The organism is Altererythrobacter ishigakiensis, assembly GCF_001663155.1.
GTDB classification, from domain to species: domain Bacteria; phylum Pseudomonadota; class Alphaproteobacteria; order Sphingomonadales; family Sphingomonadaceae; genus Erythrobacter; species Erythrobacter ishigakiensis.
This window is the reverse complement of record NZ_CP015963.1, coordinates 777,375-799,730: the sequence shown is the minus strand read 5'-3', so window position 1 is coordinate 799,730 and position 22,356 is coordinate 777,375. Positions and strand designations below refer to the sequence as shown.

Genomic DNA, 22,356 nt, shown 5'->3' with positions numbered 1-22,356 from the left:
TTTTGATCAGGCGCCCTGAGGTGCTGCGCCGCCTTCGCCGCCAAACTTCTTACCAGCCTTCGGAACCGTCGAACCCGTGGTCGGCGCGGCAGGCGTTGGACCAGAAGGCTGGTCCGGGCGGTCAATCTTTCCATCCTTCATCAATTGCTGGATCTCATCACCCGTAAGCGTTTCATACTCCAGCATCGCCTGAGCGAGCAGGTGAAGCTTATCTTCCTGCTCGGTTAGAACATCCGTTGCGCGCTTGAGGCCTTCCTCAACCAAACGCTTGATTTCTTCATCGATCAGCTTGTTTGTTTCGGCCCCAGACATGGTACGCGCTGTTTGCCCCATGCCAAGGTAGCCTTCCTGGCTCTGCTCGTATTGCAGCGGGCCAAGCTTGTCCGACATACCCCATTTGGTGACCATGTTGCGTGCAAGATCTGTTGCATACTGGATGTCACCCGACGCGCCGGAAGAAACCTTGTCATGGCCGAAGATAATCTCCTCCGCCACACGGCCACCCATCGCAACGGCCAGGTTCGCGTGCATCTTGTCGCGGTGATATGAATAGTTATCGCGCTCTGGCAGTCGCATCACCATACCCAAGGCTCGGCCACGCGGGATAATGGTTGCCTTGTGAATCGGGTCGGAGGCCGGTTCATTGATGCTGACGAGAGCATGGCCCGCTTCATGATAGGCGGTCATCTTCTTTTCATCGTCAGTCATGACCATAGAGCGGCGTTCGCTGCCCATCATCACCTTGTCTTTGGCGTCTTCGAATTCCTGCATGGCGACCAGCCGTTTGTTCCGGCGCGCTGCCAGTAAAGCAGCCTCGTTCACGAGGTTGGCCAGATCTGCGCCAGAGAAACCCGGTGTGCCGCGCGCAATTGTGCGCGGGTTCACGTCCGGTGCCAGCGGCACCTTTTTCATGTGGACGCCAAGAATTTTCTCCCGTCCGTCGATATCGGGAACGGGAACCACAACCTGACGGTCAAAACGACCCGGGCGCAGCAATGCAGGGTCCAGAACATCCGGACGGTTAGTGGCCGCAATGATGATGATGCCTTCATTGGCTTCAAAGCCGTCCATTTCAACCAGCAGTTGGTTCAACGTTTGCTCGCGCTCATCGTTCGAATTGCCAAGACCATGTCCGCGGGACCGCCCCACAGCATCGATCTCGTCAATGAACAGAATGCAGGGCGCGTTCTTCTTCGCCTGTTCAAACATGTCGCGCACACGGCTCGCGCCGACACCGACAAACATCTCAACAAAGTCAGAACCTGAAATAGTAAAGAATGGTACGCCAGCTTCGCCCGCGATCGCGCGCGCAAGGAGCGTTTTACCAGTACCCGGCGAACCGACCAGCAGCGCGCCCTTCGGAATCTGCCCGCCCAGCTTTGAGAAGCGGTGGGGATCTTTCAGGAATTCGACAATTTCTTCCAGCTCTTCGCGCGCCTCATCGATACCCGCTACGTCCTCGAAGGTAACGCGACCCTGACGCTCGGTCAGCAACTTGGCCTTGGATTTGCCAAAGCCCATCGCGCCGCCTCCGCCGCCCTTTTGCACCTGGCGCAAGGCAAAGAATGCGATGCCGAGGATCAAGAGGAATGGCAGCGACTGGATCAGAATATAAAGCAGTACATTAGGCTCTTCAGCTGCTTGACCTGAGTACTCCACGCCATTGTCATCCAGCAGTTTGGTCAGGCTGGTATCGTTGGCGACAGGAACAGTAGTGAAAGTTTCGCTGTTCTTCATCACGCCAGAAATTCTGTCTGGCGCGACCTGGACTTTCTCGACCGAACCTTCGGCGACTTTATCCCGGAAATCGGAATACGGGATTTGGGTGCTGGGGGTCTGCGAACCGCCGTTGAACATCGAAACTGTCAGCAGCAACGCCATGAAGATGCCGCCCCAGATCATCAAAGTCTTGATCATCGGATTGGGACCCTCCGGGCCTTGGCCACCTGGCTGTCCGTTCGGATCGCGCGGATCGTGTTGGTCACTCATGATGAGAAATGTCCTTTCTAGCCCCTCAATGTAGGATTGCAGGGGCGAATGGCAAGATAATGCCTGCCATATGAGGAATTACGCATTTAGGTCAGATTTGGTTGCATAGGCGCGCAAGAAAACTTCGACGGCGCTCTCAATGCGTTCATCTCTCATCTCTGGATCGGCTGGCTCGCCAAAGCGCCGCTCAAGATCGCCCATTCCCTTACACATGGACACGAACTGCTCAGCAGCCAGACCGGAGTCCTCTATCGTCAATTCTCCGCGCTCTGCGCAGTTAGCGAGAAAGGCAGAGAACGCGGCCTTCATCCGCCACGGGCCCGCTTCGAGAAACGCCCGGCCCAGGGTTGGCTCATGCTCGGTTTCAGCAGCGATACGTCGTTCAAATTGAACCATTTCTGGCCTGGACAAGAAGGCACACATGGCGTGACCAATCGTCGTCAATCGTTCGCGCACAGTTTGACCATGTGTGATCGTGCCGATCTGGAAATACCCGCGCATCTTTTCACATTCCAGCTCGACTGAAGCTGCAAACAAAGCGCGCTTGTCACCGAAGTGATTGTAGACAGTAACTTTGGAAACGCCCGCATCGGCCGCGATCTGCTCAATCGATGATCCGGCGTAGCCGATAGTGAAAAAAGCGCGAGAAGCTGCCTCAACAATTGCGTCGCGTTTTGACTTGTCGATAGGTCGCCCGCGCGCCCTGGCCGGAGCGACCAAACCATCGCTGGAACCGGATTGAGATACGCGAGTTGACAATCTGAACGCCTCCGTTCAATTAAACGATACCGTTCATTAATGGGCGAGTCGAAGTGATTCGGCAACCCCACCAGAGTCGCAACTCAACCGCAGAGGCCCCCAATGCTGTGGATCGCCATCCGTATGCTCACTGGAGACAAGACCAAGTTTTATGGTCTGGTGTTTGGCATTGGGTTTTCTGCCTTGCTGATCACGCAACAGCTGACGATCTTCGTGAATCTGGTCGAGCGCGGCGCAAGCGGCGTTTACAACGTGCCTACCGCTGAAGTTTGGGTGATGGACGAAGTCAGCCGCACGACCGACGTGAGTTACGCTATGCCGGCAACCGCGCTTGACCGTGTGCGCTCCGTGCCCGGTGTCCAATGGGCCGTTCCCATGCTGCGCGCCCAGGCAAGCGTGCGCAACAAGGAAGGCGATCTTGAGGGCGTGGCTGTGATCGGGGTCGACGATTCTACACTGATTGGTCTGCCTAAAAACATGGTTGAAGGCGACAAGACGTTGCTGGCTGCACCGGATTCAGTGTTCATTGATGACGTGGGGGCGCGCCGGTTCTTCCCACCCGGGCAATCTCCGATAGGTGAGCGGCTTGAGCTAAACGATCAGCGTGCGGTCATCTTGGGGATAGCGGACTCGGTACCCAGCTTTACCAGCACTGTTACGCTCTACACCCGCTATGCCAACGCTCTGAATTTCGTGCCCGGAACACGGAACCGAATGAGCTTTGTGTTGGTCGGTTCAGCAGATGACGTTTCGCCTGCAGAGCTTGCAGACCGCATCGAAGCACAAACCGGCTTGAAGGCAGAAACCCGCGATGAGTTTGCTCAGGCTGGGGTCGACTTCATCATGGAGAACACCGGCATCCCGATCAATTTCGGGATCACTGTGGTATTGGGCTTCATTGTGGGTGTCGCGATTGTCGGCCTGACTTTCAGCCTGTTCATCCGCGATAACATCAAACAATTCGGTGCGCTCAAGGCCATTGGAGTGAAGAACAGCGTGATCCGCAAAATGGTAGCTGTGCAAGCGGGCATGGTTGGCATGATCGGATACGGGTTTGGCGTGCTGGGCACCGTCGTTTCGATTTATGCCTTCTCTTCAAATCCGTTCTTCAAGGGCTTCTACATCCCCTGGCAGATCCCGGTTGTCAGCCTAGTGTCTGTAGTCATCATTCTTGCATTCACGGGATGGATCGCCCTGCGCAATGTGCTGCGCACAGAACCAGCGGCGGTGTTCAGATGATGATGGATACAACAGCGATCGGCGGTTGCTCGCCAGACAGCGCAATTTGCGCGCGCGGGATTATTCGTGATTTTCCCGCTGGCCAGGAAACGATGCGCGTCCTTCACGGGATCGACTCTGATATCCTGCCGGGAGAGATGACTTACATTGTCGGCGAGTCCGGCTCTGGCAAGACAACATTGATTTCGATCATGTGCGGCATCCTGTGGCCGACAGATGGTGATGTGCGCGTCTTCGGAACTGATATCTACGCCTTGTCCGATGACGAGTTAGTCAATTTCCGGCTCCAGAACATCGGGTTTATCTTCCAGCAGTACAATCTGATCCCCTCAATCGACGCTGCATCAAACGCTGCAGTGCCATTGATCGCGCAAGGTGTTGACCGGCTTGAAGCAAGAGAACGCGCCGTCAGTATGCTTGAGAAACTCAATATAGCTGACCAAGCTGACAAGCTGCCCAATCAACTGTCCGGCGGACAACAGCAACGCGTCGCGATTGCGCGCGCGTTGGTTCACGAGCCCAGGTTGGTGGTTTGTGACGAACCGACTGCTGCCCTTGATGCGAAGTCAGGGCGCCGCGTTATGGACCTCTTGCACGAGGTCGCGGTCGCCAAGGACCGGGCTTGTGTCATCGTTACCCATGATAACCGAATTTTCGATCTCGCTGACCGTATCCTCGTATTGGAAGACGGTCGCGTAACACATGACGGCACAGAAATGCCGCAAGACCACTAAATGTCAGGACTTTTGTGATGTCTTTTCTCCCTGAAAACTTCAGTTTCTCTCGAATGGGTCTGCCGATCATTGCGCTGATCGGAGTGCTCGTCGCTGCCTATTTCATCTTCAGAGATCTGCCTGATCGCGAACTGACAGAGCCGGAACAAACCCCCCTCACTGCGACAGGCGAGCTCGCAAAGGGGCCGCGTGTTGCGGGTGCAGGCATCGTCGAACCTTCGAGCGAGATTATCGACATCGGCACCGCACTATCGGGGCTGGTGACAGACCTGCGTGTCGAACCCGGCGATTTTGTCGACATGGGCGAGCCTTTGTTCGTCGTGGACCAGCGCGCGGCGCGTGCGCGGCTAAGCGAAGCGAACGCCGCCATTGCTGAAGCGAAGGCTGCTATTGCTGAAGCGAAGACTGCGCGCGACACTGCTCAGCAGCAGCTCGACCTTTATGCCGCAATCGAAGATCCAGCCGCCGTTAGCCGCACCGAAGTGATCCGCGCAGAAGGATCCGCTGCATCCGCCGCGTCACGCCTCCAGCTTTCGCAAGCCCGCTTGGCTGCTGCGCAGGCCGCCGCTGGCAGCGCTCGCACAGAGCTGGAGCGATTGACCGTGCGCGCGCCGATTGCGGGTGAAATCTTGGCGGTCAACATTCGTCCAGGCGAGTTCGTTTCTACGATGGGTGGAAACAGCGAGCCCTTTATTCGCATGGGCGAAACCCGCCCGCTGCACATCCGCATCGACATCGACGAGGATGAAGCGACCCGCGTCGCTCAAGGACAGCCAGCTATCGTCTCTCCAAGAGGCGCCGCCGGACAGAGTTTCGAAGCGACTTTTGTAAGAGCCGAGCCACTTGTCGTCCCCAAGCGCTCACTGACCAATTCAGCGGCTGAACGCGTCGATGTTCGGGTGCTGCAGATGATATTCGCCTTGCCCGCTGAGGCTCGCGAGGTCTTCCGCGTCGGTCAGCAGGTCGATGCCTTCATTCCGGCAGTGGAAGCGAAGGAACAATGATGCGCCGGGCGTATCCCCTCCTGGCCGCTGCTTCGCTTGCCCTCGCGGGCTGCGTTGCAGGCCCGCCGCCTGAAATCGCGACCCCGGTGCCCGAACTGCCGGATGAGTTCATCTACTCGCCAGAAACGGACGAAGCGGCCAACTTGGCGCAATTGTTGCCAGCGAATGACCCCGCGTTCGAAACCTTCGCTGAGCTCGCGCTGCAAGAGGCGCCCAGTCTGGCGGAAGCTATGGCGCGCGTCGATGCCGCCCGTGCTGCCGCAAATGGAGCCGGGGCCGCCCGTCTCCCGTCGGTTGGCGCGTCCACAACGGTGACCGCGAACCGCACCAATCCAGCGCAATTCGGTGTCGATTTGCCCGGAGGCGCGGCGTTTGACACTGAGCGCACATCCTATGCAGGCAATCTGACGGCTAGCTGGGAGATAGATGTCTTCGGTCGCCTGAAGGCAAGCAAACGCGCAGCGCTCGCGCGGGTTGATGCAGCCAGCGCCAATTCGGAAGCTGTTCGGATTACCTTGCTCGCTGAGATCGCTGGTGCCGTGATCGATTGGCGCACGAACGATGCACGGATGCGAGCCCTGGCGCAGGATCTTGCCGCAGCTGAACGACTGGCTGATCTTGCCGCTAAACGCGAAGACGCAGGCCTCGCACCGGGCTTTGACAGAGTTCGCGCTGAAGCGGCCGCTAGTCAGTCACGCTCACGCATCGCTGCATTGTCGGGCGAAAGAGCACGCATTCTCGGCCGACTGGTGGCACTGACTGCCCAGTCGCCGCTTCTTGTTGGCAGCCAGCTGCTCGAAGAGCCCGAAGCAGATCAGATATCGACACCCCCTGCCGCGCTTCCCTCACTTTTGCTGACCCACCGGCCCGATGTCCGCGCTGCAGCGGCTGAGCTAGCCGCAGCAGACGCTGACCTTGCCGCTGCGGCAAGGTTGCGCTTTCCCCGTCTGACCTTGTCTGGTGCGCTGGGCCTATTAGCCTTCGATTTCAGCAAACTGTTCGACGACGGAAGCGATGTCTACACAGCAGCTGGCAGCCTGACCGCGCCATTGCTCGATTTCGGACGCATCGAAGCGCAAATCGATGGCGCCGCTGCGGGCAAGCGCGCCGCATTTGCGGCCTATCGAGGTGCAGTGTTCAATGCCCTGGGCGAGACCGAAGCCGCCTATGGCGCCGTCGCAGGAAGCGATGCTCAAGTAGACGCAGCTTCGCGCGAAAATGCGGAGCTCGAGAGAGCCTTCGTGCTAGCAGAGACACGTTATCGCGCGGGTCTGGCTGATTTCCTTACCGTTCTGGAGGCGCGCCGAGCTGCTGACGCCAGTGGAGAGCGGCTTGCCATCACAGTTGGCCAAGCCAACCGGGCACGCGTACAGCTATGGCTCGCGCTGGGCGGAGACAGTCACGAAACGACACGGTCCACCAGCCAGTAGGCCGCGGTTATTCCTATCGCATAGGTCGTGAATTTCAGCGCGGGTGCTTCAGCCTTTGGCACCAGCCTTTGAATGGCTGCGAGCAAAACAAGCACGGCCGCGATAACCAGCAATTGGCCTGCCTCAACGCCGAGGTTGAATGCTAACAGCGCGGCAGGAACTTCGCCTTCTGGTAAGCCAATCTCCCGCAAGGCTCCGGCAAAGCCAAATCCGTGAAGCAGCCCAAATGCAAAAGCTACGATCCACGGCCAACGCCGCGTCCATGTCTCGCTGCCTGCTTTGGTGAGTTCAACTGCAAGGAAGATGATCGACAGCGCAATCAGCGCTTCCACCGGTCCTTGCGGTAGGCCGGCATAGCCAAGTGTGGATGCAACCAAAGTAATCGAATGCGCGACGGTAAAAGCGGTCGCGGCTTTGACCACCGCCCACCCCCTTTGTACCAATAGTACTAGCGCGATGACGAAGAGCAAATGATCCCAGCCCAACAGAATGTGTTCTGCGCCAATCATGAGATACGTCCAGAACACCTGCATAGTGCCAGGCTGAGCAACTATTCTTGCCGATGATTCACTTGCAGTGAGCCGATAGGTTTGCACGGGTTCTTCAAGCGGCAACACGCGCACCAATGCATCTGCGCCACCTAACAACTGCGGAAGTGCGATTGTCTCTCCAGCAATGTCTCCCTCGCACAAGACCTTTGCATGCCCGATGTAGGCAAGGTTGACAGTTCTCACCACGGGATCGCCTTCGACCGCACAGCTCTTCGGCAGTTCCGGTAGTATGATTTCTGTCCCATTGAGCGCCGAGACTGGCTGCTTCCAATCTAGTGTCCAATAGCTGTCACTCTGTTCGGAAAACTCGACGGAGAAAGGTCGGATTTCGTCTGCAACCGCTGGGGTCGCAGCGAAGAAAGCAGCGATTAAAAGCAGCAGAAATCTCAATTTTCGATCGTCACGCTATAGGCATCGCGCAACAGCTGGTAAGCATCGGCCTTTCGCTGCGCGATGGTTTGCGTGCGCCAGTGGCTTTCGACCTCTTGCCGCACGTCATCGAATTCCGGTATTTCAGAGGCATCACGGGCTCGCAAACGGACCAAATGCCAGCCAAAACCGGAACTGATCGGTCCTTGCCAGCCCTCGCCAAGATCAAGTCTATCGATTTCCTGCATAAATTGCTGACCAAAACGAGCGGCAAGCTCATCTCGCGCCGTACTCTCAATCGAAGTGGGCAGGCTGATCTCTTGCCCGAGAGATTCCCAATCACCTGTCTCGTCAATCCGTAGCAATATGCTCTGCGCCACTGGTCTTTCTTCAAACCAGAGCTGATCTAGGGTGTAAGCGACTTGGTTCGCGAAGGCCTCAGGGTTCGCTTCATAATGCGTGCGCAAAGTCTGTTCCGAAGGCTGGACAGTCTCGGCTTGCGAGCTCGCCAGGATATCCATCTTTTGCGCCATCCGGCGGCGCACCACCGCGTCGCCTTGGTCGAGTCCCAGCCGCAAGGCCTCACGATAGAGAACCTCATCGCGGATAAAGCGTTCGATCTGCGCATCAAGCTCTGCATCGGTTGGCGGGCGGTTCATCGTCCGCTCGAACACCAGCGCAATCTGCGCCTGCTGGTCCCGATCAATGACAATCGAACGGCTCGCCGGATCAACATCACCGCCGCGCAACGTAAGCACAGCGTATATGACAACCCCGCCAATCAGGAAATGGACGAGAGGCTCGCGCGCCCAGCTTTGAAGCGTCACTGCTCCTCCATTATCGCTGGTGGTGCTGGCTTCAGCCAGATCGGCGAGGAGTAAGCGCGTTCTTGCGCTACTGCATCCGCCATAGCCTCAGCAGGCAGTTCAATCCCGAAACGAACGGCATCGAACAATGTCCAGCGCGGTGTCGGGATTTCAATCACTCTCAGATAATAGAAAGCTCGCTGCCCTCTCGCAAAGTCAGGGTCGGTCCACGTAGCTCTCAACTCAGCAGCGCCAATATCATTGGTATACGTGGCCGTCGCACGATCCACCGTATCGCCAACCGCAGGCACTTTGCCGCCCACGCGGACACGTTCCTCCATATCGCTCCAAGCGACATCGTAGACCCGCTCCTGCAGTTCACCCGAGCTATCGATCCAGCCTTTCACCATCTGCACGCGATCAAGATTGGCTCCGTCGGGATCTTTTAATGCAGAGATCAGGAATGTGGGTGCCTTGCTTCGACTCTCCAGTTCTCCGCCCATCGGCACCCCGCGCGTATAACCGGCGCGCACCCAGTCTCCGTCCCAGTCATCCTCAGAGAAATCAAACCCGCCAAACATGCGCACGATCATGCGCGGGCCGGTGGTGGCATAGACTTCGCGCCGCTTGAACGCGTCAAAGATCTCTGCACGCGTGTTGCCGCGCGCCCATGCGGCGGCATAACCGCCGGCCAGATAATGCCAACCAAACCGCCCCTCTCGCGTCCCGAGGTTTTGCTGTTTAATAGAGCGGTGCTTGTCGTTCGGCTCGTTCCCTGTGTGTTTGCCGAAAAAGTTGTCCTCATCACCTGTTGCAAAGGCAGTATGGCTGTCCGTCGAACCCACCATGCCAAAGGCATAGGGATTCACGCCAAGCTTATCCTCTAGCGTCAAGCCACGCTTAAGCGCTTCGCGAATGTAGCTCCCGCTGTGCATCTGGGGAGTTGATGGCAGTGACACATCAAGGTTACCGATGTCCCAACCTTTATCGCCGAAGCCGGCAAATTCGTCGTTTGGTGAGAGAAAGGGATGGCTTTCGCTGTCGCCCTTTATCTGCGTCGCTTCCACCACCGGTTCTCGGCTTGCACGGCGTCGCGCATATTCAGCGGTCATCGGTCCACCGCCCGGCATCGTTAGCTCGAACATCAATCCATTGGAAAGGTTAGAGTTATGCGGGATCGCAAGTACTTGTCCGCCCGTTTCTCGTTCGTAGCCATCCATATGATCCCACAATTGTTCGACCGGCCAATCGCCGACTCCTGGGAACGGTAAGACCTTGCTTACCTTATCGAACCCGTCGCGGAACATCACCACTCGGTGCAGGTTGTTGCCAGATGGCATCAATGTCCATTCGTATCCGGCGAAGGCTGTGAACTTGCCTGGCTTATTGTAGCGATCAAGGGTTTCCAGATGCGCGGTCCAGTTGTCGCGCATGATCTCCGGGTCGCCAATACGATCGCGCATCGCTTCAGGGATTGTACCAGCTGCGGCTGCAGCCACAATCTCACCAGCCGCCAGTTGCGACTGCCGTGGGCTTTCGTGCATCATGTCATACCAGCGAAGCATCGTTTCGTCGCGCAATGCAACTACACCCAAGCGCGGCGCATCATACAAAGCGCGCATTGAATTGAAGCCGTCGCTATGGTCTGCGATCACAAGAAAATCGAGTGGGCGCTCGAGCTTCGCCTTGATGCCACTTGTCGATGTGACTTCCTCGCCACTGGCGAAGCGGAGAGCCTCTTCTGGGCCCAACCGAACGCCGAAACCAAATGCATCGACTGACTGATCGGTGTGAAGGTGAGTGTCGCCCCAATAGGGCCGATCGGGAAACTCTGCGAGATCAATCGTTCCTTCACCGGTTCCCGTCTGATCATCATCAACGCCTTGACTGCAAGCAGCCAGTGCGAACGTTACGGCCCCCAATAGAATATATCGCCCAGCCTGCTTGTGCATGCGCTCTCTCCCTCTCCAATGCAGGAGTGTGCGCGCATCAGGGGGAATGCGTCAAGAGAGAGGCGGTCAGCCCGCCTTTGCCGTAGCGTCAGCCTGAGCTGCGCAGCAACAAGGCAGAGCGTTCACAGCGGCACACCACTTCGTCCCGCTGGTTGTGCATCTCGTGTATGAAGGTAACGATTCCCGCTTCCGGGCGCGATTTGCTCTCCCGCAACTCCTTCACTTCGCTCGACGCTCGCAATGTGTCGCCGATGAAAACCGGCTTGGGCGTCACGACATTGTTGAAGCCAAGATTGGCGACCAGCGTGCCTAGCGTCGTGTCTCCGACCGAAAGCCCAACCAGCAGCGAAAAAGTGAAGGTAGAATTGACTAAGATCTGCCCGAAACCGCTCTCCTTGGCCGCTTCGATATCCAAGTGGAGCGGTTGCGGATTGTGAGTCATGGTCGAGAACAACAGATTGTCGGTCTCAGTTACAGTGCGGCGAATCTCATGCTGGATCCGGTCACCGACTTGCCATTCATCAAAGTATCTACCCGCCACGGCCTCTACCCTTCTCTGTTCCAGCGTGCCACGACGTCTGCACCATCCTCAGCGCTATCACGGATCGTGCCGGGAGTTCGGCTGAAGCGTGGCGCCGGTGCGGTGTGCCAAATGCCATCGCGCTCTTCATATGCCCCGCGCGCTTTCATATGCGGATGGTCGCGCGCCTCATCAAGCGACAGGACTGGTGCAAAACAAGCGTCGCTTCCTTCCAGAAGTTCGCTCCATTCAGACTGGCTCTTGGTCTTGAACAGCGCTGCAAGTTTACCGGTATAGTCATCCCAATTGCGCGGATCCATTTGCCCTTCGCGCAATTCAGGCGGAGCATCTGCCTTCTCAAGAAGCTCGGCGTAGAACTGGGGTTCAATCGCGCCGACTGAAATTTCCTTCCCGTCAGCGCATTCATAACACCGATAGAAATGCGCCGCGCCGCTGAGCATGCCTTGCCCACGTTCTGTCGTGAGATACGGTCGAGACCGCACACCGAAGAAGAAGCTCATCAGACTTGTCGCACCATCCACAATGGCCGCGTCGACGACTTGGCCTTTGCCCGAACGTTCGCGCTCATAAAGCGCTGCAAGAATACCAAACGCACAATACATTGAGCCCCCGCCAAAATCGCCGACAAGGTTTTGCGGCGGGGTCGCTGTTCCACCGGCCTTACCGACAGCAGAAAGCGCACCGGTGATTGCGATGTAGTTGATATCGTGACCGGCAGCCTGCGCCATCGGGCCTTCCTGACCCCAGCCAGTCATGCGGGCATAGACCAGTCGCTCATTGATCGAGAGCATCTCATCTGGACCCATGCCAAGGCGCTCCATGACGCCCGGGCGAAACCCTTCCAGCAGGACATCGGCCTTAGCCACCGCGTCGCGGCAGAATTTCTTGCCTTCGTCTGATTTCACATCGACCGCGACCCGATGCCGCGCGCGTTCAACCACCGGGTTCATGATTTGACCGCCCTGGCGCTCGATCCTGACAACTTCTGCGCCCAGATCGGCCAGCAACATCGCCACATGGGGGCCAGGCCCGATCCCTACGAACTCAACAACTCTAAGACCGGTTAATGGACCATTTGATAGCGACATAAACTACGACTCCTCTCACATAGCTCGCATGCCGCTTCGCAGCCTAAGTGACAAGTGTTTCTCGTCCGGATTGCAGGTTACCAGTTGGTGAAACAGCGAGCCAAGTTTTACCACCATCAACTTTGCAGAATTCGGCCTAAATCACCTCCAACGAAGGTTAAAAGCTTGTGAAGGTCGAGGCATTTCATGACCGAACCTTTACCAATGGCGAAAGTCATGGTTAACGCCAAGTTAGATGCTGAATAGACCTTATCATACTGGTTTTATTATGTATTTTTGCCTTCTGGGATGGTTTTCGATCAGATTTCTTAAACTTGGTCACCCAAAGAAGTAGGACTTCTTAACCACCTATTTACCTCGATCTACGAAATCGCCCGTAGTGATTAACTATGGGAATTAACGGTGTCGGGATTTTCCATCTTGCGGAAAAGAAGGGTGATGAATGCAACTGCGAGGCTCGCAGCGTGCATGCTTATGGGCACCTCCCTGATCCCCAGTATGGCGTTGGCACAGAGTAGCAGTGTGGGCGCTTCAGATGGAGACGGGCCCAATGATGAGCAGGAACAGTCTGACCTAACCGCTATCGAGATCTCATGCTCAGCCAATTCAATCACAGATCTGCCTCTGTCGGTCCAACTGGACCCAGTTTCGAATCCTGGAGGCAATTCGTCTGACATCTCGATCTTGTTCGACACTGACGATGATGGTTTCGCAAACTACTCCTATGTGATCACCCTGCAAGGCGATCCATTCACAGTCGGTGCGATCGACCTCCAACGAGGGAAGAACGATACGTCTCCTACCAAGATTACGGGACCCAGAACTTCCTTAGGAATTGGCACATCAAGTTCGGGCACCTCCATTGCAATTAATCCGTTCGATGGCGGAGATGACACCAGTATCGATCTAAATTTAGATCTTTCCGCTATTGCTGCGGACGCCGGCGTTTCGATTACCGACGTCGAGTTCTTGAACGTCACTACCATCCCGAGTTCCAGCGCAGCCTCCAATCCCAAAGATACGCTGCTCGCGATCGGACAAGCATTCACATCGAGCGACAACGATGCAACCGACGTTGATGTCGCAGTGAATGTGGACGCGTACGCGAACGACAGCAGTCGGATCGATTGGTCCACTGCAATCATTACAAGTCCGCCGTCGCATGGAACGGCAACAATCAATGTAGGAGGTACAATCACCTACATCCCAGACGGCGATTACACGGGCATTGATACGTTCACATACGCTGCCACGGGGACCGACTGTTCAAGTTACACCTCGACAGTCACGATAAACATCACAGGACTTGCCGCCAACAACGACAGTTCCACGGTCACTTACCAGAATTTCGATATTCCTGCGGTGCTGAATGTTCATGACAACGACTCGCTGGACGGGTCACAAACCACACCAAGCACTACTACTCTCTCCGTCGCATCGTCGTCTTCGCTGCCAGCAGAGCTGAGCTTTGATACAGCTACAGGGGATGTAGGCATCACATCGCTTGGACTGCCAGGCACCTACAGTTTTGACTACCAGACTTGCAGCGTCGCCGATCCGACTGACTGCGATGTCGCCACCGCCACAGTGACGATAGTCGCTGCTGACGTCGACCTTGCGATCACCAAGACCAATGGGACCACTCAGGTCCTGTTTGGGACCACAACAACTTACTCAACGACTGTGACCAACAACGGGCCTGACCCAATTGCTGGCGCGGTTGTGACCGACACGCCCGGCGCAGGCATCACCTGCGAAGCCACTCAACCCGTGACCATCACGGGCGATGGGGTGCCCGCCGGCTCTTACACCTTCGCAGATCTCCTAGGGAGCGGGATCCCGCTCGGAATACTTGCAACCGGCCAATCGGCCACACTCACCTACTCATGCCTAGTGAGCTAATCGGGACTTTAAGCCATGGAAAACGTTATGGAAAATTATGCTTCAAAGGCGACAAAGGTTCGCCTGTCTATGCTGCTTGGCACGGCAATTCCACTTGCCGCGCTGGCTGTGCCGAGTACCGCCTTCGCACAGCAAGCAGTCAACACGGCGACCATTGGCGTCCCTGCCGGTGCAACCGATTCAAATTCAGCGAACAACAGCGCGACAGACACCGATACGGTGTTTGCAGCTCTTGTTGCGACAAATGATGATTTCTCAGGTTCGCCCATCCTTTCTAGCGGTGGATCGACCGCGACTGTCTTCACCAATGACACTTTGAACGGTGCAGGCTTCGCAAATACCGATGTCGTTGCAACAGTAACGAACGATGGCGGTCTAACGGGCGTTTCGATCGCCGCCAATGGCACCCTGACAGTGCCGGCAGATACCGCCCCAGGCAGCTACAGCATTACCTATCAGATCTGTGAGGCAGCCAACCCGACGAACTGCACGACAGCAACTGCGACGGTTCTCGTAGCCGGCGTCGCTGATCTTCAAACAGTCAAGACGCTTGTTTCGAGCACATCGGAGCCAGGAGTTGGCGATACAGTCACCTTCCAGATTGTTGTGACCAACAACGGCGGTGACACCGCGACCAATGTTACGCTGACCGACAGCCTGCCTGCTGGTCTCACTGCGACAGGCAACAATGGCTTTGTCACAGCTGGTTCTTACGTCGCAGGAACGGGCGTCTGGACGATCCCGAGCCTGGCTGATGGTGCAAGCGCTACGCTGACCATCGAAGGTACGGTGAACGCTGGCACTGAGGGTAGCACGATCACCAACACCACGACGGCTGCGACTAGCGATCAGACCGACCCTGGCACTACAGGCGATGATCTCAACGAAGCCGTCACTGTGATCAATACGATCGTGGCTGGAGACGATGACTTCTCGGCTACTTCGGTTCCATCGACAGGTGGTAATACGGCGAGCGTCTTCAGCGATGATACGATCAACGGTGTCGCTTTCGCCAACGGAGATGTCTCGGCGAACATCACCAATGATGGGGGCCTGACTGGCGTCACGATCAATGCCGATGGTACGCTAACCATTCCATCCGGCGCTACCCCAGGCAGCTACACAATCACATACGAGATTTGTGAAACTGCAGATCCAGACAATTGCGATACTGCAAATGTCCAAGTGACAATTGGTGGCGTCGCTGATCTTCAAACAGTCAAGACGCTTGTTTCGAGCACATCGGAGCCAGGAGTTGGCGATACAGTCACCTTCCAGATTGTTGTGACCAACAACGGCGGTGACACCGCGACCAATGTTACGCTGACCGACAGCCTGCCTGCTGGTCTCACTGCGACAGGCAACAATGGCTTTGTCACAGCTGGTTCTTACGTCGCAGGAACGGGCGTCTGGACGATCCCGAGCCTGGCTGATGGTGCAAGCGCTACGCTGACCATCGAAGGTACGGTGAACGCTGGCACTGAGGGTAGCACGATCACCAACACCACGACGGCTGCGACTAGCGATCAGACCGACCCTGGCACTACAGGCGATGATCTCAACGAAGCCGTCACTGTGATCAATACGATCGTTGCGAACGACAATGATTTCTCATCGGCGTCGATCCCATCAACCGGCGGAACAACCGCTTCTGTGTTCGGCAATGACACGCTCAACGGTGCGGGCTTTGCTAACACCGATGTGGTTGCAAGCATCACCAATGATGGCGGTCTGACTGGCGTCACGATCAATGCCGATGGTACGATCGATGTGCCAAGCGGCGTAACACCAGGCAGCTACTCGGTTACCTACCAGATCTGCGAAGCTGCCGACACAGACAACTGCGATACAGCAACCGTGACAATTGTCGTTGGCGCTGTCGTGGACCTGTCTGTGACTAAGGATAACGGTGTCACTACAGTAACTTCAGGTGACACGGTAACCTACACGATCACAGTCAGCAATGCTGGACCTGATGCCGCAACGGGCGCTGTCCTTACCGATACGCCAGGCGCAGGTCTCACCTGTCCAACAACCAACCCGCTGACATTCGGCGGCGACGGCATCCCAACCGGATCCTTCACATTCGGTAGTCTCACGAGCGGCATAACGCTCGGTACGATCCCGAACGGTGGTTCGTTGACCGTCACCTACGACTGTACTGTCGACTGAAGCTGAGGGGGCGGCGCGAGCGGTAATCTCATGACAGATCCTTTCGATCATAAAGGACCTTCAAGCCTACCGCTTGCGCGGATGCTGACCAGCATCCTCCCATTTGTTGCGGTTGCTACGCCAGCAGCATTGATTGCTGGCGTAGCAACCAACACAGTTACCATCAGCGCACCTTCAACTGCGACCGATCCCAATACCGAAGACAATATTGCCATTGATAGCGATAGTGTTTTTGCTGTGATCGTAGCCGAAGACGACACCGCTTCCGCGGTGAATGGTTTTGATGGTGCCGTTGCTGCCATCAATGTGTTCGACAATGACACATTGAACGGAACAGCAATATCGCTCGACGATGTCATCGCTTCTGTGTCTAGTCCTGCAACGCCAGCGAAACCGGGCGATCCATTGCCCGTGCTTGATCCGGCAACTGGTCTTATCGAAGTACCTGCAGGCACACCGGCTGGCACCTACGCAATCGCCTACGAAATTTGCGAAACCCTGAACCCAACCAATTGTGCGACGGCCATCGTCGAAATCAACGTAGAAGCGCCTGAAATCGTTGCCAACGACGATACAGGCATCGACGTACCGGCAGGTACTGGCAGTGATGACATCGTCAATGTGCTTGAGAATGACACATTGAATGGTGACCCGATTGACCCAGCCAAAATCGCCCTGACTGTTACGGGGCCAGTAGGTCATCCGGGTGTCGTCTTGGACCGAGTGACCGGGGCCATCTCGGTTAGCTCGGATGTGCCGGAAGGCACCTACACCCTTGGGTATCAGATCTGCGAAATATTGAATCCTACAAACTGTGCAACCGCATCCCTTTCTTTCGCAGTAATAGCTCCGACCAGCTCAGTAGAAGGTACCGTTTTTCTCGATGAGAACGGTGATCAAAATTACGATATTGGTGAGCGACCTCAAGTTGGTTGGATAGTTGAGCTCCGCCGCCACGGACAAACCATCAGATCGTCGCGCACTGAGCAAAGCGGTGACTACCGGTTTGGCAATTTGCCTGCAGGTGATGGTTATTCGATTCGATTTGTGAACCCGGAAAACTCGGTTGTTTACGGCACAATCGAGAATGCTTCATTGGAACCTAACTTGACGAAATCGGATCAAGATGGGCCAATTGATCCATCAGGCATCGTTTACAATAGCATTACTCGCGAGCCGATTGCCGGCGCCTTTGCGACTCTAGTTGGCGCAAATGGGATAGCGCTCCCGGGGGATTGCTTTCTCGACACGTCACAACAAGGCCAAGTCACCGACGCTTCGGGCGCATACCAGTTCGACCTTGTTCTTGGGAACTCCACTGAATGCCCAGTAGCCGAAACAGAGTATCGGATCGAGATCACACCGCCTGGCGGCTACAGCTTTGAGTCTTCAGTTCTATTGCCGAATGACGAGGCATTTGATCCAACAGGTCAAGATAGCCCTGTTTTGATATCACCCACTCCGAACGCGCCGCAGGCTGAAGATCCAACCTACTACCTAAGGTTCCTTCTTGAAGCGGGCGATCCGGACGTGATCTTCAATCACATTCCAATTGATCCGTTCATATCGCGCGATCCATTGATGGTAACAAAAACCAGCACCAAACGAAATGTGAGCACGGGTGATTTAGTCCCTTACGAGATCAGCGTTCGCAACAGAGAAACTGCGCGACGCGCAGGAGCAACGGTTGTCGATCTGCTGCCAGCGGGTTTCAAGTATGTTCTAGGCTCTGCCACTGTAAACGGTATTGCAAATGAGCCAGTGGCAGCAAATTCAGGCCGCCAATTGGAATGGCATAACCAGATCATTCCCGCGAATGCGACAGTCACATACAACTTGGTGCTTAGTGTTGGTGCAGGCGTCACCGAAGGAACCAAAGTCAATACAGGCTTCGTTTTGGACGGCCCAACCGGCGCACCGATTTCGAACCGCAGTTCAGCCGCTGTCCGGATCGCACCTAGCAACGTGCTCGATTGCTCTGAGCTGATTGGCAAAGTCTACGAAGACACCAACCGAAATGGCTATCAGGACAAGGGTGAACCCGGAGTTCCAGGCGTTCGATTGGCAACGGTCAACGGCCTTCTGGTCACCACCGATGAGTTTGGGCGCTACCACATCACATGCGCCGCCGTGCCTGATGCCCGGATCGGCTCCAATTTCGTCCTGAAGCTTGACCCGCGCACGCTGCCGTTGGGCTGGAAGCCAACCACCGACAATCCACGCTCTATTCGCCTCACACGAGGCAAAATGAGTGAACTCAATTTCGGCGTCGCTCCTCAGGAGCGAGATGTCGCGACGACAATGAATGCTAGCGAAGAGGGAGGCGAATAATGAATAAGTCTCTCAAGCCTTTGCACACCAACCTCTGTCTTGGATCTGCGCTCATCGCGATTGCAACGATTAGCGGGCCAGCGAGTGCACAGGGCCAAGAAGAAGTCGCTCCAGCTACGCAAGCCGGAACAAAACATTTCGGCGAGGATCGGTATGAGATCCGCTTCCGAGCGGATACTCTGATTGTGAGCCCGGTTATCAGTGTTGGTTTGGTCGATAGCGCCGCAACAGTCGTGCGCGGCGAGTACGCGCGCTTCCAGACCTACACCAATTATCCATCCTTCATAGAACGCGCAGAGGTCCGTATTCACTCAGCCGGCGCTTCGCCCGACAGCGAGCCGCTCTTCAAGCTTGATGTCGAGGAAGATGGAACAGCAACTTGGCAAGCAGACGAGGCGAGTCCGCGTGAGCTCTATTTCGTTTTGCGCGTCTACGACGGCAAAGGGAAGTTTGACGAGACTGCCGCACATGAACTCACGCTCCTTGATGAGCCAGTGCCCGAGCTAATCGGAGCTGAAACGGCCCAGCCGCGCATTGAGTTTGGTCAGATTGACGAAGCAGCACGCAGAACAATCGATCTGAAAGGTATCATGGCGACTGTCACCGGGCGTGCCGATGCTGAAATAGAGCGTGTATTCGTTGGCGGGCAAACCGTACCTTTAGCTGAAGATGGCAGGTTCGCAGCCCAACAGATCGTCTCACGCGACGACGGCGAACTGCTCGTTGTGATCAAGAGCGATGGCCAAGTCACCAAAGAGGCCAAGCAAAGCTTTGCGATCGAAAGCGACGATTGGTTTGTGGTTGGCCAAGGCGATGTGCTGCTAGGCAAGAGTTTTGGCAGTGGCCCTTCGCGCGATGTTTCGGGCGACACTCTGCCGGACGGCAGCTACGCCATCGGCCGCGGCGCATTCTATGCAAAAGGTGTGGTCGGTGATGATTGGCGGATCACCTCATCGCTCGACACCGGAGAAGAGTTGCTAAAGGATATTTTCAGCAATCTCGATCGCAAAGACCCAGGCCAGTTGCTGCGCCGTCTCAACAGTGAGCAATTCTATCCCACTTACGGCGACGATTCGACCTTGGTCGAAGATGCGCCGACGCAAGGCAGTTTCTATCTGCGCGTCAACAAAGATGCGAACCAGTTCGTCGTCGGCAACTTCACAACCGCCATCAACGCCGCAGAGCTAGCGCAACTTGATCGTGGCCTGTTTGGGGCGCTGGTAGATATCAATAGTCAGGCTACGACCGAATTCGGAGAACGCCGATTCCAGCTTACCGGTTTTGCCTCTGATCCTGGCACAGTACCTGCGCGCGAGGAATTTCGCGGCACTGGTGGCTCGCTTTACTTCTTGAAACGCCAGGACGTCTCAATTGGGTCTGAACGCATCCGGATTGAAGTACGCGATCGCGAAACGGGCATCGTAATCGAAACTCGCGACCTCTATCCGCAGCAAGACTATGACTTTGATCCGTTCCAGGGCCGCGTCACTTTGCTCAAGCCGCTAGCTTCGACTGTCGCTAACAGTGGCGTTGTGCGCGAAGGCAGTTCAACGGGTAACGTGCCTGTGCTGGTGGTTCGCTACGAGTACACTCCAACCGTAGGCAGCCTTGACGGCTACACGTTAGGGGGGCGTGCGTCTGGCTGGTTAAACGAAGCAGTACGCTTTGGTGTCTCTGCGCAGCGTGACACGGTTGAAGAAGCCGCACAAACTCTCCTAGGCGCTGACGTGTTGTTACGGGCGACCGCTGGTACTTACTTCAAGGCTGAAATTGCCCAAAGCGAAGGACCGGGGTTTGGCCAGTCAAACTCGGTTGATGGTGGCCTGTCTTTCACAGATATCGTTACGCCGGGTGTCGCAGGCGTCACAGCGAAGGCCTGGCGCACGGAAGCAGCGATCAATGTGAATGAGCTCACCGGCAACGCTGGCGAAGGGGCTGTTCTTGGCGGCTATTTCGAGCATCAAGATCAAGGGTTCTCATCCGCCAGTCGATTGACACCCGCTGACACTGAGCGCTGGGGCGTCACTGCCAAAATACGTCTAGTGAATGGCCGAATCGCAGCGGGATATGAGTCGCTTTCATCAAGCGATACAGGTTCTAGTGAGACGGGCACTATAGACCTTGAAAATGCCTTTGCCTCAGGCACGGGTACGATCACCTCTAAACTTGGGTTGCGCCATGAGGATCGCACACCTGGCCTGCTATTCAACAGTGTGCAGGACGGCAGCCGCACGGATCTTGCATTTGAAATTGGCTATGCGCCAGGCGGCGAGAACTGGTCGACATATGGCTTTGGCCAAATAACTCTCGACCGCGATGTTGCGCGTCAACGCAATAATCGGGCTGGTGTCGGCCTTAAGGCGCAAATCACACAGCGCATATCGATCTCTGGCGAGGTTTCCGAAGGCAACGGCGGTGCGGGAGCAGACATTCAGCTCAACCGTCAAATGAGCGAAGGATCTGAAGCCTATATCGGCTATAGCCTGTTCGCTGATCGGACAGACACGGGGCTCGATAGCCAGAACATCTTTACGCGCTCCAACCGAGCCACATTGGTGCTCGGTGCGCGCCAGCGCTTCTCGGATGCGCTTTCCGTGTATGGTGAAAATCGTGTCGGTATTGGCGGTGTTGCGCCGTCCCTCACGCGCAGCTTTGGCCTGACTTTCGAACCGATTGAGCACCTGGCCATCACTGGTAGCTTCGAAGCGGGGCGTATTGACGATGCCACAACCGGTGTCTTCCGCCGCACTGCGGCCACCTTCGGCGTTGGCTACGCACGCGAAGATTTCCGGTTAGGCAGCTCAGTTGAGATGCGGCGTGAGACCAGCGCAGCTGGACTTGATCAAACTGTTTGGCTGCTGCGCAACGACTTTAACTACGCAGTCGATCCTGATTGGCGCTTTGTTGGCCGCGTGAACCTCGCGCGAGCAGACAAATCGTCGGACTCAGTACTTGCCGCGGAATTTACAGAAGCAGTCGCGGGCTTTGCCTATCGCCCAGTAGACAATGAAAAGCTCAATGCTTTGCTGCGCTTCTCCTACTTTGAGGATCTTGGTCCGGTTGGCCAAATTACCGGCGGTGGCCAGACACAAAGCCCGAAGCAGGTCAGTCACATCGGTGTGATCGACTTCAACTACGATGCTTCACAAAAACTGACCTTGGGCGGCAAATACGGCTACAGGACGGGTAAGGTCTCGCTTGGACGCGAAAGCAACCAATTCGTCAGTTCAACGGCGCACCTCGCTGTAATTCGAGCTGACTATAATGTTGTCACGAAATGGGATGTGCTGCTCGAAGGTCGGGTCCTTTGGGTGACCGCAGCAGATGATCTGCGGACTGGGGCATTGGCAGCTGCTTACAGGCACATAGACAATAATGTGAAAATAGGCGTCGGATACTCGCTATCCGACTTCTCGGACGATCTCTCTGACCAAAGCTATTCAAGCCATGGCCCATTCCTGAATCTGCTCGGAAAATTCTAGCCATCGA

At 56.1% G+C, this 22,356-nt stretch carries 15 protein-coding genes; 8 read left to right on the top strand and 7 right to left on the bottom strand.

Going from position 1 to position 22,356, the window contains the following annotated elements:
• Positions 1–6: 6 nt before the first annotated feature.
• Positions 7–1,989 (bottom strand): ATP-dependent zinc metalloprotease FtsH, encoded by a 1,983-nt coding sequence (ftsH, locus tag A6F69_RS03835; RefSeq protein WP_067597581.1) that lies wholly within the window; start codon positions 1,987–1,989, stop codon positions 7–9.
• Positions 1,990–2,067: 78 nt separating this feature from the next.
• Complete coding sequence (locus A6F69_RS03830; protein ID WP_245638280.1) at positions 2,068–2,748, bottom strand: TetR/AcrR family transcriptional regulator; 681 nt, start codon at positions 2,746–2,748, stop codon at positions 2,068–2,070.
• A 102-nt stretch (positions 2,749–2,850) separates the two neighbouring features.
• Between A6F69_RS03830 and A6F69_RS03825 the strand changes: the two genes are divergently transcribed.
• From A6F69_RS03825 to A6F69_RS03810, 4 genes are read left to right on the top strand one after another with little or no spacing between them, the layout of a single operon-like run.
• The gene (locus A6F69_RS03825; protein WP_067597578.1) at positions 2,851–3,987 is read left to right on the top strand and encodes an ABC transporter permease; all 1,137 of its coding nucleotides are present in this window, start codon (positions 2,851–2,853) and stop codon (positions 3,985–3,987) included.
• Positions 3,984–4,721 (top strand): ABC transporter ATP-binding protein, encoded by a 738-nt coding sequence (locus A6F69_RS03820; protein WP_245638279.1) that lies wholly within the window; start codon positions 3,984–3,986, stop codon positions 4,719–4,721. Before A6F69_RS03825 ends, A6F69_RS03820 begins: the two co-directional genes overlap by 4 nt.
• Before the next feature lie 17 nt (positions 4,722–4,738).
• A complete protein-coding gene (locus A6F69_RS03815) occupies positions 4,739–5,725 on the top strand; it encodes an HlyD family secretion protein (RefSeq protein WP_067597575.1) in 987 nt (328 codons plus the stop codon).
• Positions 5,722–7,155 carry an efflux transporter outer membrane subunit gene (locus A6F69_RS03810; RefSeq protein ID WP_245638278.1) on the top strand — a complete coding sequence of 478 codons (1,434 nt, stop codon included), beginning with the start codon at positions 5,722–5,724 and terminating at the stop codon, positions 7,153–7,155. The genes A6F69_RS03815 and A6F69_RS03810 overlap by 4 nt, the downstream gene beginning before the upstream one ends.
• Here the strand turns inward: A6F69_RS03810 and A6F69_RS03805 are convergent.
• The 5 genes from A6F69_RS03805 to A6F69_RS03785 form a co-directional block, all read right to left on the bottom strand.
• On the bottom strand, positions 7,125–8,096 hold the full coding sequence (locus tag A6F69_RS03805) for a HupE/UreJ family protein (protein WP_067597572.1): 972 nt from the start codon (positions 8,094–8,096) through the stop codon (positions 7,125–7,127). The genes A6F69_RS03810 and A6F69_RS03805 overlap by 31 nt on opposite strands.
• Positions 8,093–8,902: a peptidyl-prolyl cis-trans isomerase gene (locus tag A6F69_RS03800; protein WP_067597568.1), complete on the bottom strand. Its 810-nt coding sequence runs from the start codon at positions 8,900–8,902 to the stop codon at positions 8,093–8,095. The genes A6F69_RS03805 and A6F69_RS03800 overlap by 4 nt, the downstream gene beginning before the upstream one ends.
• On the bottom strand, positions 8,899–10,833 hold the full coding sequence (locus A6F69_RS03795) for a DUF3604 domain-containing protein (protein ID WP_067597564.1): 1,935 nt from the start codon (positions 10,831–10,833) through the stop codon (positions 8,899–8,901). The genes A6F69_RS03800 and A6F69_RS03795 overlap by 4 nt, the downstream gene beginning before the upstream one ends.
• Positions 10,834–10,921: 88 nt before the next feature.
• The gene (locus A6F69_RS03790) at positions 10,922–11,374 is read right to left on the bottom strand and encodes a MaoC family dehydratase (protein WP_067597561.1); all 453 of its coding nucleotides are present in this window, start codon (positions 11,372–11,374) and stop codon (positions 10,922–10,924) included.
• A gap of 5 nt (positions 11,375–11,379) precedes the next feature.
• Positions 11,380–12,462 carry a CaiB/BaiF CoA transferase family protein gene (locus A6F69_RS03785; protein ID WP_067597558.1) on the bottom strand — a complete coding sequence of 361 codons (1,083 nt, stop codon included), beginning with the start codon at positions 12,460–12,462 and terminating at the stop codon, positions 11,380–11,382.
• A gap of 504 nt (positions 12,463–12,966) precedes the next feature.
• On the opposite strand from A6F69_RS03785, the gene A6F69_RS03780 reads away from it, so the two are divergent.
• The 4 genes from A6F69_RS03780 to A6F69_RS03765 are packed head-to-tail and all read left to right on the top strand — an operon-like array spanning position 12,967 to position 22,349.
• Positions 12,967–14,364, top strand: a complete 1,398-nt coding sequence (locus tag A6F69_RS03780) for an Ig-like domain-containing protein (protein ID WP_169816543.1) — start codon at positions 12,967–12,969, stop codon at positions 14,362–14,364.
• A gap of 15 nt (positions 14,365–14,379) precedes the next feature.
• Positions 14,380–16,536, top strand: coding sequence for a DUF11 domain-containing protein (locus tag A6F69_RS03775; protein WP_067597552.1), 2,157 nt, complete (start codon positions 14,380–14,382; stop codon positions 16,534–16,536).
• 30 nt (positions 16,537–16,566) lie between these two features.
• Complete coding sequence (locus tag A6F69_RS03770) at positions 16,567–18,867, top strand: SdrD B-like domain-containing protein (RefSeq protein ID WP_083984667.1); 2,301 nt, start codon at positions 16,567–16,569, stop codon at positions 18,865–18,867.
• Complete coding sequence (locus tag A6F69_RS03765) at positions 18,867–22,349, top strand: LPS-assembly protein LptD (protein ID WP_067597546.1); 3,483 nt, start codon at positions 18,867–18,869, stop codon at positions 22,347–22,349. The genes A6F69_RS03770 and A6F69_RS03765 overlap by 1 nt, the downstream gene beginning before the upstream one ends.
• The last annotated feature ends 7 nt before the right edge of the window (positions 22,350–22,356 follow it).

What these genes read in the sequence shown, in the direction of transcription:
- ftsH (WP_067597581.1), bottom strand. Translation starts at nt 1,989, where the DNA reads ATGAGTGACCAACACGATCCGCGCGATCCGAACGGACAGCCAGGTGGC.
- A6F69_RS03825 (WP_067597578.1), top strand. Translation starts at nt 2,851, where the DNA reads ATGCTGTGGATCGCCATCCGTATGCTCACTGGAGACAAGACCAAGTTT.
- A6F69_RS03820 (WP_245638279.1), top strand. Translation starts at nt 3,984, where the DNA reads ATGATGATGGATACAACAGCGATCGGCGGTTGCTCGCCAGACAGCGCA.
- A6F69_RS03815 (WP_067597575.1), top strand. Translation starts at nt 4,739, where the DNA reads ATGTCTTTTCTCCCTGAAAACTTCAGTTTCTCTCGAATGGGTCTGCCG.
- A6F69_RS03810 (WP_245638278.1), top strand. Translation starts at nt 5,722, where the DNA reads ATGATGCGCCGGGCGTATCCCCTCCTGGCCGCTGCTTCGCTTGCCCTC.
- A6F69_RS03795 (WP_067597564.1), bottom strand. Translation starts at nt 10,833, where the DNA reads ATGCACAAGCAGGCTGGGCGATATATTCTATTGGGGGCCGTAACGTTC.
- A6F69_RS03785 (WP_067597558.1), bottom strand. Translation starts at nt 12,462, where the DNA reads ATGTCGCTATCAAATGGTCCATTAACCGGTCTTAGAGTTGTTGAGTTC.
- A6F69_RS03775 (WP_067597552.1), top strand. Translation starts at nt 14,380, where the DNA reads ATGGAAAACGTTATGGAAAATTATGCTTCAAAGGCGACAAAGGTTCGC.
- A6F69_RS03770 (WP_083984667.1), top strand. Translation starts at nt 16,567, where the DNA reads ATGACAGATCCTTTCGATCATAAAGGACCTTCAAGCCTACCGCTTGCG.
- A6F69_RS03765 (WP_067597546.1), top strand. Translation starts at nt 18,867, where the DNA reads ATGAATAAGTCTCTCAAGCCTTTGCACACCAACCTCTGTCTTGGATCT.